Source organism: Streptomyces sp. BE303 (genome assembly GCF_036290945.1).
Lineage (GTDB): Bacteria > Actinomycetota > Actinomycetes > Streptomycetales > Streptomycetaceae > Kitasatospora.
In genome coordinates this window covers 110,607-124,694 of the sequence record NZ_JAQYWZ010000895.1, presented here as the reverse complement: position 1 = coordinate 124,694, position 14,088 = coordinate 110,607, and the positions used below count along the sequence as shown (strand labels likewise).

Below are 14,088 nucleotides of genomic sequence, written 5' to 3'. Positions count from 1 at the left end.
GGACATCCTAGCCGAATAGCTTCCATGGAAGATATGTTGTCTTCCATGGAAGCCAGTTTCCGGTGGGTGCTGCTGACCGCCGTCGCGCCGGTGGCGTGGGGGGCGAACTACTTCGTCACCCGGGAGTACCTCCCGGCCGACCGCCCGCTCTGGGGCGCGGCCCTGCGCGCCTTGCCCGCCGGGCTGCTCCTGCTGGCGCTCCGCCCCCGGCGCCCGCGCGGAGCGTGGTGGTGGCGCTCGGCGCTGCTGGGGCTGCTCAACACGGCGAGCTTCTTCGTCCTGCTCTACGTCGCCTCCCAGTTGCTCGCCACCAGCGTCGCCTCCACCGTGATGGCGGCCTCCCCGCTGACGATGCTGCTGCTCGCCTGGGCGCTGACCGCCGCGCGCCCGGCCCGCGCCCACCTGGTCGGGGCGGTCGTCGGTCTGGGCGGGGTCTGCCTGATGCTGCTCACCCGGGCCGGGGCGGTGAGCCTGCCCGGCCTGGCCGCCTCGGCGGCGGCGATGCTGGTCTCCTCGCTCGGCTACGTGCTCGCCGGGCGGTGGCGGGACGGCGCCGACGTGCTCGCCACGACCGCGTGGCAGCTGGTGGCCGGCGGCCTGGTGCTCCTTCCGGTGGCGGCGGTGGCGGAGGGCGCGCCCGTCGTGCCGTCCGGCCGGGAACTGCTCGCCTTCGGCTACGTCGCGGTGGTGGCGACCGCGCTGGCGTTCGCGGTCTGGTTCGCCGGGCTGCGTCACCTGCCGGCCGGCACGGTCGGCCTGCTGGGCCTGCTCAACCCGCTGACCGGCGTGCTGCTCGGTACGGCGGTGGCGGGCGAGACGCTGGGGCCGCTGCAACTGGCGGGACTGGTACTGGTCCTGGCCGGTGTCGTGCTCGGACGGCCGCGCCGGGCGCCGACCGGAGCGGTGCCGACCGGCGCGGTGCCTGCCGGAGCGGGGCCTGCCGTGGAGGAGGGCGGCGAGCCGGCAGGCGGTCGGCCGGGGGGTGTCGGCCGGTCGGCGCCGGGGCGGGAGGTCTGCCGGCAGGAACCCTGACGGGGCGGGGACGACGAGGCCCCGGCCCGGGCCGCGTCCTCCGGGGGTGGGAGGAGCGGCGCCGGGCCGGGGCCGTCGGTGCCGGTGTCTGACCGGGTGGGATCAGGCGCCGGGCGGCGTCACGTAGCCGGAGATCTTCCAGTTCTTCGTGCCGCCCGTGGCGGTGCGCGGGTTGATGTGGCGGTGGGTCACCTTGTTGCTCACGTTGCCCTCGACGGTGTCGAGGGTGCCGTCGCGGTTCACCGAGACCACCACGCCGACGTGGCCGCCGCGCGCGTAGGCCGGCGGGCCGTAGACGACGAGGTCGCCGGGCTTGGGCGAGCCGGTGTGGAAGAGGTGGTGCTCCTGCCCCCACTTGCCGACCCCGCGCCCGAGCAGGGTGGTCGGGCCGTTCTTCACCCCGGCCTGCCGCCAGGTCCACTCGGCGAACGCCGCGCACCAGGAGGTGTTGCGGCAGGTCTGGCCCTTTCCGGTGAGGTACTTCTGGCAGGCCGAGCTGCTCTCGGTGACCCCGATCTGGCCGCGCGCGGCGGCCACGATCCGGTCCCGGAGGGTAGCCGCCGCCGGCGCGGCCGCACCCTCCCGCAGCTCGGCGGAGCCGGCCCCGGTGGCGAGGTCCGCGACGTCGGTGGTGACGGCGGCGGCCGGCGCGGTCGGGAGGGTGAGCGCGTCCGCCGCGCCGGTCCCGGTGAGCGCCGCCGCCGCCAGGGCGGCGACGGCGACGGTGCGGCCCGCACGCTGCTTGAAGGCGGCGAGCGTGAGGTGACGGTTGGTGTGCATCCGTGACTCCTTCGAGTGCATTCCCGCTCCCCGGACGGCATGCGGCGGCCCGGGTACGGGAGGGGGTGGGTGTTCGCCGGGGTTCCTCACCGGCTGGTCATCAGCGTTGCACGGCCGGGGCGCGGACTTCTACGCTGCGCGATCAGCTGGTTACTCATTCGTATGCGGTCCGGATATGCATCGCGCTGATCTGCGGATATGCACAGGGCCGAGGCAGAGGGGAGCGGACGGATGCCGGACACGGGAGTCATCGGGGCGGGTGCGGAGGGCGACGGAGCGGTCCCGTCGGCCCGGGTGGAGCTGGCGCGGACCCTGCGCGGCTGGCGCACCCGGGCCGGCGAGCTGCCGCAGAAGACGGTGGCCCGGCGGCTCGGCGTCGCCCAGACGACGGTGTCGCGCTACGAGAGTTCCGACGGGCGGTACCCGGCGCCGGAGCCGGCGATCCGCGCGCTCTGGTCGTGTTACCGGCTCGCCGCGGAGGACCTCGACGCGGCGCTCGCCCTGCGCGCCCGGGTGGACGAGGAGCTCCGCTCCGGGACACCGGGCGGTGTCCCGGAGGAACGTGTCGGGCCCGTCCGGGGGCCGAAGGTGCCGCTGCCGGGCGGTTCGGCCGGTTCCGGCGGTCCCGACGGCGCGGTCGGTGTTCCCGCGCCGGTCGGCGCCGCACCGGCCCGCGACGCCCGGGCCGGTGCCGTTACCGGTGGCACCGCACCGTCCGACGCCCCGCCGGCGGACCGGCCCCGGCACTGGGTGGCCTGGTCGGCGGGGGCGGCAGCCGCACTGGCGGGCGTGGTCGCGGGGGGCCTGCTCGTCCACCATCTGCTCGGTCCGGCGCCGTCCGGTCCGGAGGACGGGGCCCGCGCGCTCCCGCCGGCCGCCGCCTCGGCGTCCCCCGGACAGGCCGCCCCCGGACAGGCCGCCCCCGGGCGGGCCGCCTCCGGACCGGTGACCCCGCCCGCGCAGGCCGGGGCGGTCGTGGGTGCCACCGCGACCGCCACCTGCCGTGCCGACAGCTGCGTGCACACCGAGCCGAACAGCACCGTCTGCATGAACGACGCCGTCACCACCGCGCAGGGCCGGGACTTCGGCGTCCACGTGGAGCTCCGCTACAGCCCCGGATGCCGGGCTGCCTGGGCCAGGATCTCGGGCAGCTCGCCGGGCGACCGCGTCCAGGTGTTCGGCCGGGAGGGGACGCCGCCCGACCAGGAGGAGTACCGGCAGCAGACCGGCCGCACCGCGCACACCCAGATGGTGCGGTCGGCCGGCCCCACCGACGCCCGGGCCTGCGCGATCATCGACGCGCGCGGCACGGTCTGCGCCGGCGAGCCCCCCACCCCGGCGCCGTCGTGACGGCGGGCCGGTGCTCCGCCGGGCGGCCCGGGAGGTGGGGCCGGTTCACCGCGTCCCCGCCTCCGCTCCCCCGCGCGGCCCCGGTGGCGGCCGGTCGGTCGGGGCCGCGGGCAGCGAGCGCAGGCGGACCACCGGGGAGAGGACCAGCCCGACCACCACCACCGCCGAGCCGGCCGCCGCCATGCGCAGCGCGCTCTCGGCGCCCACCCGCCCGGCCAGCAGCCCGGCGGAGAGCCCGCCGAGCGCGCCGCCGCCGAAGAGCAGGGTGCGGAACGCCGCGGTCATCCGGCCCATCATCGACTGCGGGGTCAGCGACTGACGCAGGCTGACGATGACCACCCCGGCGACCCCCAGACCCAGGTAGCTGGTGAAGAAGGAGAGCGCGCAGAGCGCGATCACCGACGGCCGCGGCCCGGCGGCGACGGCGGCCAGGACCGGGCCGAGCAGCAGCGCCGACTGGGCCACCGGATAGACCCGGCCGAGCGGGAACCGCGCGATGACCCGCCGCGAGAGCAGCGCGCCGGTCAGCCCGCCCACCGAGGCGGTGGTGAGGACCCCGCCGAGGGCGGCCGGGCCGAGCCGCAGGTCGTGGGTGCCGTGGAGCAGGAACAGCGTCCAGACCGAGACCATGGAGAAGTTGCAGCAGAACCCGATCAGTGCGAGCGACCGCAGCACGCCGTTGCGGAACACCTGGCCCAGGCCGTCCCGCAGCTCGGTGAGCAGGTGCCGTTCGGCGGCCGGGGCCGGTCGCGGCTCCCGGGTGCGGATCAGCAGCAGCGAGACGAGCGACACCGCGTACGAGCAGGCGTCGACCACCAGCGCGACCGGCGCGGTGAGCGCCGAGACCAGGGCGCCGGCCAGCCCCGGGCCGGCGACCTCGGCCGCCGAGCTGCTGACACCCAACCGGGCGCTCGCCTCCACGTAGCGCTCGGGGCTCCGGACCAGCACCGGCACGTACGACATCCAGCTCACGTCGAACGCCACCGAGGCGACGCCGACCGCGCAGGCGATCACCAGGAGCACCGGCAGGTTCAGGACGTGCCACCACGAGAGCAGCGGGACGAGGGCGAGCAGGACCAGCCGGACCAGGTTGGCACCCAGCATGACCGGCCGCCGCCGTACGCGGTCGGTCCAGACCCCGATCAGCAGCGCCAGCCCGAGGTAGGGGGCGAGCTGGAGGAAGCGGAGCAGCCCGACCTGTTCGTCGCTTGCGCCGAAGGCGTGGATGGCGGTCAGCGGCAGGGCCAGGTTGGTGACCTGGGTGCCGAGCAGCGAGACCGTTTCGCCGACCCGGAAGCGGTGGAAGTCGCGGTCGAGCCGGAGTTTCTCGGCCGGAACGCCCGCGGACGGCGCCGTGGATGTCGTTGATGTCGCGGCGGTCGCGGCGGTCGTGGCCGTTGCCGAGCTCGTCGGAACGCCCGTCATCATCCGGTCACCGCGCCCGTTCCGGACGCCGCTGCCGCGGCGGGCCCGCCGCGGAGCAGCCTGCCGACGCTCTCGGCCACCTCGTCGACCTCCTCCTCGGTGTTGTAGTAGTGCGGCGACAGGCGCAGGCACCACTCCACGTCCTTGTCGGCGAAGTCGAACTGCGCGAACTCGCGGAAACTGAGGGCGGAGTTGACGGCCCGGGCGTCCAGCGCCGCCTTGAACGCCCCGGCCTCCCAGCCCGGCACGGCGAAGGTCACCAGCGCGGCGGGCGCCGGCCCGCCGTCGAGCAGGCGGACACCGGGGAGTTCCGCGAGCCGTTCGCGGAGCGCGGCGGCGAGCGCCGGGGTCCGCCGGGCGACCGCCGCCGGGCCGACCCGCAGCGCGTAGCGGACGGCGGCGGCGCTGCCGAGCACGGTCGCGTAGGGGAACTCCCACTCCTCGAACCGGGCCGCCGTGTCCACCGGCCGGTACTCGCCGGGCGCCGTCCAGCGGGCGCCGTGCATGTCGATGAACAGCGGCTCGTACCCGGCCCGGAGGACTCGCTCGGAGGCGTACAGGAAGCCCGAACCGCGGGGCCCGCGCAGGAACTTGCGACAGGTCGCGGTGAGCAGGTCGCAGCCGATCTCCTCGACGTCGATCTCGTACTGGCCGACGGACTGGCAGGCGTCGACCAGGTAGAGCAGGTCGAGTTCCCGGCAGTGCCGGCCGATCTCGGCGACCGGCTGGACGAGTCCGGAGTTGGTGGGGACGTGGGTGGCGGCGACCAGCCGGGGCCGCCGGCCGCGCATCAGGGCGGCCATCGCCGCGACGTCGACCCCGCTGCCGTCCGGGTGGTCCGGGGCGTGCACGATCTCGACGCCGAAGCGGCGGCGCAGCGCGAGGAAGGCGATCTGGTTCGAGACGAAGTCGTTGCGGGTGGTGAGGACGATGTCGCCGGGCCGGAAGTCGACGGCGGAGAGGGCCTTGGCGTAGGCGTGGGTGGCGCTGCCGGCGAAGGCGATCGTGTCGGGGCCGGCGTTGATCAGCTCGGCGACCGAGGCGTGGAAGTCGGCGACCTCGGCGGCACGGGCGGCGGAGGCCTCGTACCCGCCGACGGTGGCCTCCAGCCGGAGGTGGTCGACCATCGCCCGGAGCACCGGACGGGGCATCAGGCCGCAGCCGGCGTTGTTGAAGTGGATCACGGACTCGCAGCCGGGCGTGTCGGCCCGCAGTGCGGCGAGGTCGAACGGCGCGGCGAGGTCGAGCGGCTGCCCGGCGGGTCCGGACGGCCCGGTCGGGGGCTTCCCACCGGAGAGCGGTTCCGGGGAGGAGGGGAAAGCGCTATTGTTGTTCTTCATGTCCGACGGTAGCAGTACTGGCGCACTCGTGGGGATCCTTCGCCGGGAGGTCGCCGGTCTCCCGCCGGGCGCCCGGCTGCCCAGCAGCCGCGACCTGATCGCCCGCCACGGCGTCGGGCCGGTCACCGTCTCCCGCGCGATCGCCCAACTGGCCGCCGAGGGACTGGTGGTGACCCGTCCCGGGAGCGGGACCTTCGTCGCCGTCCGTCGCTCCCGCCCCGGCAGCCAGGCGCCCGACACCTCCTGGCAGGCCGTCGCCCTGGCCGGCCGTCCGCAGGCGCCGGGCGGCGACCCCGGAGCCGAGCCCGGAGGGACCGACGACACGTCGGCCACGGCGCCGGCCGGAACGATCAGCCTCGCCGGCGGATACCTGCACGAGAACCTCCAGCCCGTCCGGGCACTCGGCGCCGCCCTGGCGCGCGCCGCCCGCCGACCCGACGCGTGGCGCCGCGCGCCCGCCGTCGGCCTCGCGCCGCTGCGCGCGATCCTCGCCCGCCAGGCCGGACCGGGGGTCCGCCCCGAGGACGTGCTGGTCACCGGCGGCGGCCAGGGCGCGCTCTCCATGCTCTTCCGGGCGATCGCCGCGCCCGACAGCCCCGTCCTCGTCGAGTCGCCCACCTACCCCGGCGCGCTCGCCGCCGCCCGCGCCGCCGGGCTGCGCCCCGTCCCCGTCCCGATCGACGAGGACGGCCTGCGCCCCGACCTGCTGGCCGACGCCTTCGCCATGACCGGCGCCCGGCTCCTCTACTGCCAGCCGACCTTCCACAACCCCACCGGCACCGTGCTGCCCCCGGACCGCCGCCGCCAGATCGTCGACGTCGCCCGCGCCGCCGGAGCCTTCCTGATCGAGGACGACTTCGCCCGCCACCTCGGCCACGGCCGCCCCGTGCCTCCGCCGCTGGTCGCCGACGACCGCGACGGCACGGTCGTCCACCTCACCTCGCTCACCAAGCCCGCCTCGCCCAGCCTGCGGATCGGTGCGCTTGTCGCCCGGGGCCCGGTCATGGGCCGGCTGCGCGGCATGCGGCTGGTCGACGACTTCTTCGTCGCCCGCCCGCTCCAGGAGGCCGCCGTCGAGCTGCTCTCCACCCCCGCCTGGGACCGCCACCTGCGCACGCTCGGCACGGCGCTGGGCGAACGCTGCGCCGTCCTGTCCGGCGCGCTCGCCCAGGACCTCCCCGACTGGGTACCCGTCCGGATCCCGGCCGGTGGGCTCCACCTCTGGCTGAGGCTGCCGGAGCCGCTCGCGGACGGTGCGGTCGCCGACGCCGCCCGGGTGGCCGGCGTCGCGGTCAACGCGGGCCGGCGCTACTTCCCGGCCGAGCCGCCCGCCGCCCATCTGCGGCTCGGCTTCGCGGCGGCCGCGGACCAGGCCGATCTCGTCGAGGCCGTGCGCCGGCTGGCCGCCGCCGTCGTGCGGTGATCGGGGCGCGGTGATCGGAGCACGCTGCCCGGCGCCGGTGCGGCGACGCCGACCGGTGAACAGCGGTGCGCGGAACGTCAGTTCCCCCGGGGGCGGCCCGGGCGTGCCCGGGCGGGCGGTCCGGCCGGAGAGCGGCCGACCCTCACCGCCGGTCAGGCGCGGCAGCGCAGCATCTCGAGCGGCGGGTACGCGAGGAGGTCCGCCCAGAACTCCTCGCCGAACGCGCGGACACCGGCCTCGGACACCCGCAGCGGAACCCGCCCGAGCTCACGGAACCCGGCCGCCCGCAGGCACTCCTCGTAGACCTCCCGGCGCGGCGCCGTGCTCACGACGCTGATCGGCTGCGGGTCCAGGAGGGCCGTGATCCGCACCCGTGGGTCCGTCCCGCTCTCCTCGCCGGTCGCTTCGCAGCGGAACCCGTACGTGTCCAGGGACGGACAGTCGAACCGGTAGTCGGGCTTCTGGGCGAGCACGAAGAACTCCCCGCCCGGCACCACGCTCCGGTGGACGGCGCGGCACATCCGCTCCATCGCCGCGACGTCCTCGGCCTGCACGCTCACGTGCCGCCCCCTCCTGTGCGTCCTGTTGCGCGGCCACGGCTGCCCTCCGGGTTCCGGAGGGCCGCCGGGTCGCGGTCGTGGCGCAGAGTCTTCTCCACCACGGCCGGCCGTCGTACTGGCAGATGACACGAAGATGCCCGCCGGGTGACGCGGGGTCAGCCGCGGATCGACCGACACCGCCGCGCCCGACCCGGAGGAGGGCCGCCGCCGGAAAACCCGGTGACCGGCGGGTGGTCGACTCCCTACACTCGGGCACGCAACAGCGCGCCGCCCCGCTCCGGGTGGTGGTGCGCACCGTGACGAGTCGAGGGAGGCCGGTCGTGCGTTACCGCACCGCTGTCGTCGTCCCCTCGTCCCGGTACGAGGTGATCCTGGTGTCCTCGCGCGCCCGGTGCCCGCTGCGCGGCCGGCACCGGACTCCCGCGACGCACGCCTGACACCGGGCCGTCCACCGGACGCCCGGGCCCCGCTCCCGGGGCCGCCGCCCCGAGCCGTCTCCCGGCCGGGCCGCCGTCCGTGCCGTCGCCGCAATCGCGCCGCCCCTTTCCAGGAACACCCCGAAAGGCACCGGGCCATGCGCACCGACGTCCGCCACCTCACCGGCACCACCGGCACCACCCACGCCACCGGCCTTCCCGCCGTCCGCACCCTCCGCAACCTGGGCATCCTCGCCCACGTGGACGCCGGCAAGACCACCGTCACCGAGCGGATCCTCTTCCTGACCGGCACCATCCACAAGCGCGGCGAGGTCCACGAGGGCACCGCCTTCACCGACTGCCACCCGCAGGAACGCGAACGGGGCATCACCATCTCGGCCGCGGCGGTCAGTTGCACCTGGGACGGCCACCGGATCAACCTGATCGACACCCCCGGGCACGTCGACTTCGCCGACGAGGTCGAGCGTTCGCTCCGGGTCCTGGACGGGGCGGTCGCGGTCTTCGACGCCGTCGCGGGGGTGGAGCCGCAGAGCGAGTCCGTCTGGCGCCAGGCCGACCGGCACGGCGTGCCGCGCATCGCCTTCGTCAACAAGCTCGACCGCGCGGGCGCCGACCTCGACGCGGCGGTCGCCTCCATCCGGGAGCGGCTGCACCCCGCGCCGCTCGCCGTCCAGCTGCCGATCGGGTGCGAGGACGGTTTCGTCGGCGTGGTCGACCTGCTGACGATGCGTGCCCTGACCTGGGACGACGGCCCCGAGGGAGACGGCTACCGGGAGGGTCCGGTACCGGAGGGACTGCTGGCCGAGGCCGGGCGCCGCCGCCGGCAGCTGGACGAGACGGTGGCCGGGCTCCATCCGGGCGCGTTGGAGGAGTACTGCGAGCACGCGGCGCTCTCCGCCGCGACGCTGGCCGGTGCGCTGCGCGACCTCACCCGCAGTGGTGAGGCCGTGGTGGTGCTGTGCGGTTCGGCCTACCGCAACCGGGGGATCGAGCCGCTGCTGTCGGCCGTCGTCGCCTACCTGCCGTCGCCGCTGGACGTACCGGCGGTGCGCGGCAACCCGGTGGGGACGTCCACTGGCACCCGGGACGCCGCCACCGCGGGCTCCGGCGAGGAGGAGCGGCCTGCGGACCCGGACGGTCCGCTCACCGCGCTGGTGTTCAAGGTGACCGTCAGCTCCACCGGCCGGCTCACCTACCTGCGCGTCTACGCGGGCACGTTGCGCCAGGGGGACACCGTGCTGGACGCGGGCAGTGGCCGCACCGAGCGGATCGCCCGGATCCTGCGGGTCCAGGCCGACCGCCGGACCGAGGTCGGCACGGCCGTCGCGGGCGACATCGTCGCGGTGGTCGGCGTCAAGGCGGCGCGCGCCGGAGCGACCCTCTGCGCACCCACGGCGCCCCTGGTCCTGGAACCGACGGTCGCGGCGGAACCGGTGGTCACGGTGGCCGTCGAGGCCAGGCGGTCCGTCGACTCCGACCGGCTTGCCACCGCCCTCGCCCGGCTGGCCGAGGAGGACCCGTCCCTGGTCGTCCGTACCGACCCGGAGACCGGGCAGCGCGTGCTGTCCGGCCTGGGCGAACTGCACCTGGAGGTGGCGGTGGAGAGGATCCGCCGGGAGCAGGGGCTGGAGGTGAGCGTCGGGCGCCCGCAGGTCTCCCACCGGGAGACCGTCGGGCGCGGCGTCTCCGGCCTGGTCTACCGGCACGTCAAACAGGACGGCGGCGCAGGCCAGTTCGCGCACGTCGTGCTCGACGTGGCGCCGCTCGACGTGGATCCGGCCGGGCCGGACGGCGGGGCGGTGGAGGGCTTCGTGTTCGCGTCCGCCGTCACGGGCGGCCGGGTACCGAGGGAGTACGTCCAGGCGGTCGAGGCAGGCTGCCGCGACGCGCTCGCCGACGGACCGCTCGGCGGCCATCCGGTCACGGGGCTGCGGGTCACCCTGACCGACGGGGCCACCCACCCGAAGGACTCCTCGGACCTGGCGTTCCGCACCGCCGGCCGGCTCGCCCTGCGCGAGGCCCTGCGCGCCTCCCGCATGGTGCTGCTGGAACCGGTCGCCGAGGTGACGGTGACGGTGCCGCAGGAGGCCGTCGGCGCCGTGCTCGGTGACCTCGCCGCCCGTCGCGGCCGGGTCCAGGGCTCCGCTCCGCGTGGCGGCACGGCGGTCGTGACGGCGGTCGTGCCGCTGGCCGAGCTCTTCGGCTACGCGACCGGTCTGCGCAGCCGGACCCAGGGCCGGGGCACGTTCACCACCCGGCCCGCCGGGTACGCCCCGGCGCCGGCGGCCCGGTAGGCCGGTTCGGTCGGGCCCGCCCCGCAGGGCGGGCCCGGCCGGGGGCCACGGAGGGCGCCGGCGGTTCAGGGCAGGCGGCGGGCCAGCCCGGGGTGGTCGAGGACCAGGCCGTGCCCGTCCAACAGCAGGTCACCGGTGTGGTCCCCGCACCGGTACCGGACGGTCACGGCCTCCCCGGCGCCGGCCCCCGTGCCCTCCCCGGCCGGGAGCAGGTGGGTGTAGGTCTGGGGGGAGGGGTGCACCGTCAGTCCGGGCACCCGGACCCGGGCCATCAGGAAGTCCTGCTCACCCGGTCTCCGGTGCAGCCGGTGACGGAGCACCGGCATGGTGGCGGTGAGCGGGGAGAGGCCGAGGTCGCAGTCGAGCGCCCCGTTCAGCTCCGGACGGTGCACGCCGTTCACCGTCCACCGTCCGCCCTCCTGCCGCAGGTCCAACTCCCGCTCACCGTCTGCCGATTCGGCACGCACCCGGAGCCGCCGGGTGATCCAGGCGGGGCCGGTCTCCAGCTCGTAGCTCAGCCAGTACGGCGCCGGTACCGTGCCGACGACACGGCCGCGGGCGTGCAGCTCGCCGTCGCCGAGCCCGACCCACGCGGTCTCCACGCCGCGACTCCCGGCCACCCGCCAGGTGGGGACGAGGTGAGTGATCATGCCCGCCACCGTACTCCCCGGACGACCTCCGGCCCGTGGACGGCGGTCCGTCGCGTGCGGCGGAACCGCAGGGCCGAGCGTGATCGTCCAGGAGGCGGGTGCTGCGGACGGGGCCGTTCGCGGGAGGGCACGTGCGGGCATCGGGAGACCGACCGCCCGGGGAGCGGGGATCGCGGGGACCGGGCGGCGCACGGCTCGCCGGAGGCGCTCGACGGCACGCGGTGGCCCGACCCGCCGGCCGGCGCGACCCGGCTGACGGAGGAGCCCGGCGAGGCCCGGGCCCGGGGGGCCGCCCCGTAGGCCCGGAAACCGGCCCTGACCTGCGCGTCCTTCCGTGGTGGGGCCGGGGTGAACGGCTAGCGTGGCCGGGCGGCCGGGCCCGGCCGCCCGGCGCCGAAGGCGCCGCACCCACCACGAGGGACGGGCAGGCATGCAGTTCGACGACCAGGGGGACCTCGACACTTCGCAGGTGAGCGACCGGCGCGGCATCCCCGGCGGGAAGGTCGCCGTCGGGGGCGGCGCGGCCGGTCTGATCGCCGTCCTGATCGCCGTGCTGTTCGGTGTCGACCCGAGCGTCCTCGGTCTCTCGGACGGCACGGAGGGGAGCGGCGGGGCCGCGCGGGCCACGACGGCCGGCGAGGTGCAGCAGGTCTGCCGGACCGGTGCCGACGCCAACCGCCGGCAGGACTGCCGGATCGTCGCCGTGACCAACAGCCTCCAGGAGTACTGGGGCGGCGAACTGCCCCGCCTCGGGTCCGCCTACCGTCCGGCCGAGACGGTCCTGTTCACCGACCGGGTCTCCACCGCCTGCGGCGCGGCGAGTTCCGCCGTCGGCCCGTTCTACTGCCCCGCGGACCTCCGCGCCTACTTCGACCTCGGGTTCTTCTCCGACCTCTCCACCCGTTTCGGCGCCCGCGGCGGCCCGTTCGCCGAGGCGTACGTGGTGGCCCACGAGTACGGCCACCACATCCAGAACCTCACCGGGACGATGCAGAAGGTCGGCCGGGACCGGCAGGGGCAGAACAGCGGCTCCGTCAAGCTCGAACTCCAGGCCGACTGCTACGCCGGCGTCTGGGCCCACCACGCCACCACCACACCGCAGGCGTCCACCGGACGGCCGCTGATCAGCACGCTGACCGACCAGGACATCGCGCAGGGGCTGGACGCGGCGGCGGCCGTCGGTGACGACCGGATCCAGCAGCAGGCGACCGGCCGGATCGACCCGGACACCTGGACCCACGGCTCCGCCGACCAGCGCAGGGCCTGGTTCACCACCGGCTACCGCACCGGCGACCCGGCCCGCTGCGACACCTTCGCCGCGCAGCGCTGACCCGTGCCGCCTGCGGGGCCTCCGCCGGGGCCACCCTGTCATCCGTCAGGGACCGCTGCCGCCGGGCCCTTCCTACGCTGCTGAGCACTGGCCGGGCACCGGCCGGACAGGCCGTACCGGCCGCACCAGAGGGAGATCCACCATGCGCAAGATCCTGCACGCCGTCGCCGCGCTCGCTCTCGCGGCCGCCGCCGCCACGGCCATGGGCAGCTCCGGCGCCCAGGCCGCCGACGGTTCGTGGGACGGCTGTCCGTACGGGGCCGTCTGCATCTACGGGGAGGGTGCCAGCACGAGCACCCCGCCGACCGACGTCTTCTACAGCTACGGCGCCCACAACCTCCGCAACCAGACCGGATGGCACTGGGTGCTCAACAACCAGTCCGGCGGCGCGCACTCCCACCTGTGCACGGGCTACAACGGTGCCGGGTGCGGCTACGACATCGCCGCGCAGGCCGGCGTCTACGCCGACCTCACCCCGATCAACTCCATCACCCTCGACCGTCCCTGACCCCCTGCCCGGCCGCGGGTCCCCGCCCGACCCGCCCGACCCGTCCCAGCCCGCCCGACCGCGGTGGCCGCCGGAATTCCTCCGGCGGCCACCGCCGCGCGTACCGGGGTGACAGCATGGACGGATGTCGGCCGGACGGGTCACGAGGGCCGGTGGGCCCGGGGGAGGGGTCGGGTGCGCGAGTTCGTCTACCTGTCGGAGACCAAGCTGTCGCAGTTCCGGTCGGACCGATCCCCGGTTCCGGTGCCCGGCGCGGTCGGCCTGACCACGCCGTTCGGCGGCGTCGAGGTCACCTCGCGGGGGCCGGACGCCGAGCGGCTCCGGCGGCGGAAGCTCAGGCAGGTGGAGAAGTACCTGGCCGCGCAGGCCGACTGGTTCACCGCTCAGGGGCTGCGGCCGGGCCGGTGGGTCCGCTACGAGGCGCCGCTGCGGGTGGTCACCCTCCGGGGTTCGCACCAGGACCTGGTCCTGTTCGTCGATCCGGCGCCCGGCGAGGACCCGGAGTACGACCGCGAGTCGGACGGCCGGCTGCTGCTGCACGGCTCCGCGCACCACCTGGTCGGCGGCCCGCCGCCGGCCGTCGACGGACCTTCGCTCGGCTACCACCCCGGGGCCGAGACCTCGGGCGGCTCCTTCGTCCGGACCGTGGTCGGCGAGGTGGTCCGGGCCCTGGAGCTGGAACTGGCCCTGGAGAACGGTGCGTCCGCCGGGGCCGGCGGGTCGGCCGCGCTGCCGGGTCCCGGTGTGCGGGACCTGCTGCGCTCGCTGGACCTGACCGGGCCCGAGGTCTCCACCGCCGCCCGGGTGGCCGGCTACGCCCGCGTCACCGCGGTGCTCCCCGCGACCGATGCCGTGCCGCGGTGCCTCGTCGCCAGCCCGCTCGGGGTGGAGTACCACTCCGGCCCGCGCTGAGCCCTCCCCGTCCCGGGCCGCGTCCTTCCCGGCCGCGTGCCCCGGCC

At 76.0% G+C, this 14,088-nt stretch carries 12 protein-coding genes; 7 read left to right on the top strand and 5 right to left on the bottom strand.

Going from position 1 to position 14,088, the window contains the following annotated elements:
• Positions 1 to 45 precede the first annotated feature (45 nt).
• Positions 46 to 1,032, top strand: coding sequence for an EamA family transporter (locus PUR56_RS34805; RefSeq protein ID WP_329951888.1), 987 nt, complete (start codon positions 46 to 48; stop codon positions 1,030 to 1,032).
• 102 nt (positions 1,033 to 1,134) lie between these two features.
• On the opposite strand, the gene PUR56_RS34800 is transcribed toward PUR56_RS34805, so the two are convergent.
• The gene (locus PUR56_RS34800; RefSeq protein ID WP_329881292.1) at positions 1,135 to 1,812 is read right to left on the bottom strand and encodes a CHAP domain-containing protein; all 678 of its coding nucleotides are present in this window, start codon (positions 1,810 to 1,812) and stop codon (positions 1,135 to 1,137) included.
• A gap of 231 nt (positions 1,813 to 2,043) precedes the next feature.
• On the opposite strand from PUR56_RS34800, the gene PUR56_RS34795 reads away from it, so the two are divergent.
• On the top strand, positions 2,044 to 3,162 hold the full coding sequence (locus PUR56_RS34795) for a DUF2690 domain-containing protein (RefSeq protein WP_329951887.1): 1,119 nt from the start codon (positions 2,044 to 2,046) through the stop codon (positions 3,160 to 3,162).
• A gap of 45 nt (positions 3,163 to 3,207) precedes the next feature.
• Here PUR56_RS34795 and PUR56_RS34790 read toward each other — a convergent pair whose 3' ends face one another.
• The gene (locus tag PUR56_RS34790) at positions 3,208 to 4,590 is read right to left on the bottom strand and encodes an MFS transporter (RefSeq protein WP_329951886.1); all 1,383 of its coding nucleotides are present in this window, start codon (positions 4,588 to 4,590) and stop codon (positions 3,208 to 3,210) included.
• Complete coding sequence (locus PUR56_RS34785; RefSeq protein WP_329951885.1) at positions 4,587 to 5,927, bottom strand: aminotransferase class V-fold PLP-dependent enzyme; 1,341 nt, start codon at positions 5,925 to 5,927, stop codon at positions 4,587 to 4,589. The genes PUR56_RS34790 and PUR56_RS34785 overlap by 4 nt, the downstream gene beginning before the upstream one ends.
• On the opposite strand from PUR56_RS34785, the gene PUR56_RS34780 reads away from it, so the two are divergent.
• Positions 5,926 to 7,350, top strand: coding sequence for an aminotransferase-like domain-containing protein (locus PUR56_RS34780; protein ID WP_329951884.1), 1,425 nt, complete (start codon positions 5,926 to 5,928; stop codon positions 7,348 to 7,350). The two genes, PUR56_RS34785 and PUR56_RS34780, sit on opposite strands and share 2 nt — an antisense overlap.
• 152 nt (positions 7,351 to 7,502) lie before the next feature.
• On the opposite strand, the gene PUR56_RS34775 is transcribed toward PUR56_RS34780, so the two are convergent.
• Positions 7,503 to 7,910: a hypothetical protein gene (locus PUR56_RS34775; RefSeq protein ID WP_329951883.1), complete on the bottom strand. Its 408-nt coding sequence runs from the start codon at positions 7,908 to 7,910 to the stop codon at positions 7,503 to 7,505.
• A 574-nt stretch (positions 7,911 to 8,484) separates the two neighbouring features.
• Between PUR56_RS34775 and fusA the strand changes: the two genes are divergently transcribed.
• A complete protein-coding gene (gene fusA, locus PUR56_RS34770) occupies positions 8,485 to 10,641 on the top strand; it encodes an elongation factor G (RefSeq protein ID WP_329951882.1) in 2,157 nt (718 codons plus the stop codon).
• A 65-nt stretch (positions 10,642 to 10,706) separates the two neighbouring features.
• Here the strand turns inward: fusA and PUR56_RS34765 are convergent, their stop codons facing one another.
• Positions 10,707 to 11,291: a putative glycolipid-binding domain-containing protein gene (locus tag PUR56_RS34765; RefSeq protein WP_329951881.1), complete on the bottom strand. Its 585-nt coding sequence runs from the start codon at positions 11,289 to 11,291 to the stop codon at positions 10,707 to 10,709.
• A 430-nt stretch (positions 11,292 to 11,721) separates the two neighbouring features.
• Between PUR56_RS34765 and ypfJ the strand changes: the two genes are divergently transcribed.
• From ypfJ to PUR56_RS34750, 3 genes are all read left to right on the top strand, one after another.
• The gene (ypfJ, locus tag PUR56_RS34760; RefSeq protein WP_329881284.1) at positions 11,722 to 12,621 is read left to right on the top strand and encodes a KPN_02809 family neutral zinc metallopeptidase; all 900 of its coding nucleotides are present in this window, start codon (positions 11,722 to 11,724) and stop codon (positions 12,619 to 12,621) included.
• 142 nt (positions 12,622 to 12,763) lie between these two features.
• Positions 12,764 to 13,129 (top strand): hypothetical protein, encoded by a 366-nt coding sequence (locus tag PUR56_RS34755; protein ID WP_329881283.1) that lies wholly within the window; start codon positions 12,764 to 12,766, stop codon positions 13,127 to 13,129.
• A gap of 174 nt (positions 13,130 to 13,303) precedes the next feature.
• Positions 13,304 to 14,041 carry an SAVMC3_10250 family protein gene (locus PUR56_RS34750; protein ID WP_329951880.1) on the top strand — a complete coding sequence of 246 codons (738 nt, stop codon included), beginning with the start codon at positions 13,304 to 13,306 and terminating at the stop codon, positions 14,039 to 14,041.
• Positions 14,042 to 14,088 lie beyond the last annotated feature (47 nt).

Coding starts and splice junctions, on each gene's coding strand:
- PUR56_RS34755 (WP_329881283.1), top strand. CDS start 12,764: ATGCGCAAGATCCTGCACGCCGTCGCCGCGCTCGCTCTCGCGGCCGCC.
- PUR56_RS34805 (WP_329951888.1), top strand. CDS start 46: ATGGAAGCCAGTTTCCGGTGGGTGCTGCTGACCGCCGTCGCGCCGGTG.
- PUR56_RS34780 (WP_329951884.1), top strand. CDS start 5,926: ATGTCCGACGGTAGCAGTACTGGCGCACTCGTGGGGATCCTTCGCCGG.
- PUR56_RS34800 (WP_329881292.1), bottom strand. CDS start 1,812: ATGCACACCAACCGTCACCTCACGCTCGCCGCCTTCAAGCAGCGTGCG.
- PUR56_RS34790 (WP_329951886.1), bottom strand. CDS start 4,590: ATGATGACGGGCGTTCCGACGAGCTCGGCAACGGCCACGACCGCCGCG.
- ypfJ (WP_329881284.1), top strand. CDS start 11,722: ATGCAGTTCGACGACCAGGGGGACCTCGACACTTCGCAGGTGAGCGAC.
- PUR56_RS34795 (WP_329951887.1), top strand. CDS start 2,044: ATGCCGGACACGGGAGTCATCGGGGCGGGTGCGGAGGGCGACGGAGCG.
- PUR56_RS34765 (WP_329951881.1), bottom strand. CDS start 11,291: ATGATCACTCACCTCGTCCCCACCTGGCGGGTGGCCGGGAGTCGCGGC.
- PUR56_RS34785 (WP_329951885.1), bottom strand. CDS start 5,927: ATGAAGAACAACAATAGCGCTTTCCCCTCCTCCCCGGAACCGCTCTCC.
- fusA (WP_329951882.1), top strand. CDS start 8,485: ATGCGCACCGACGTCCGCCACCTCACCGGCACCACCGGCACCACCCAC.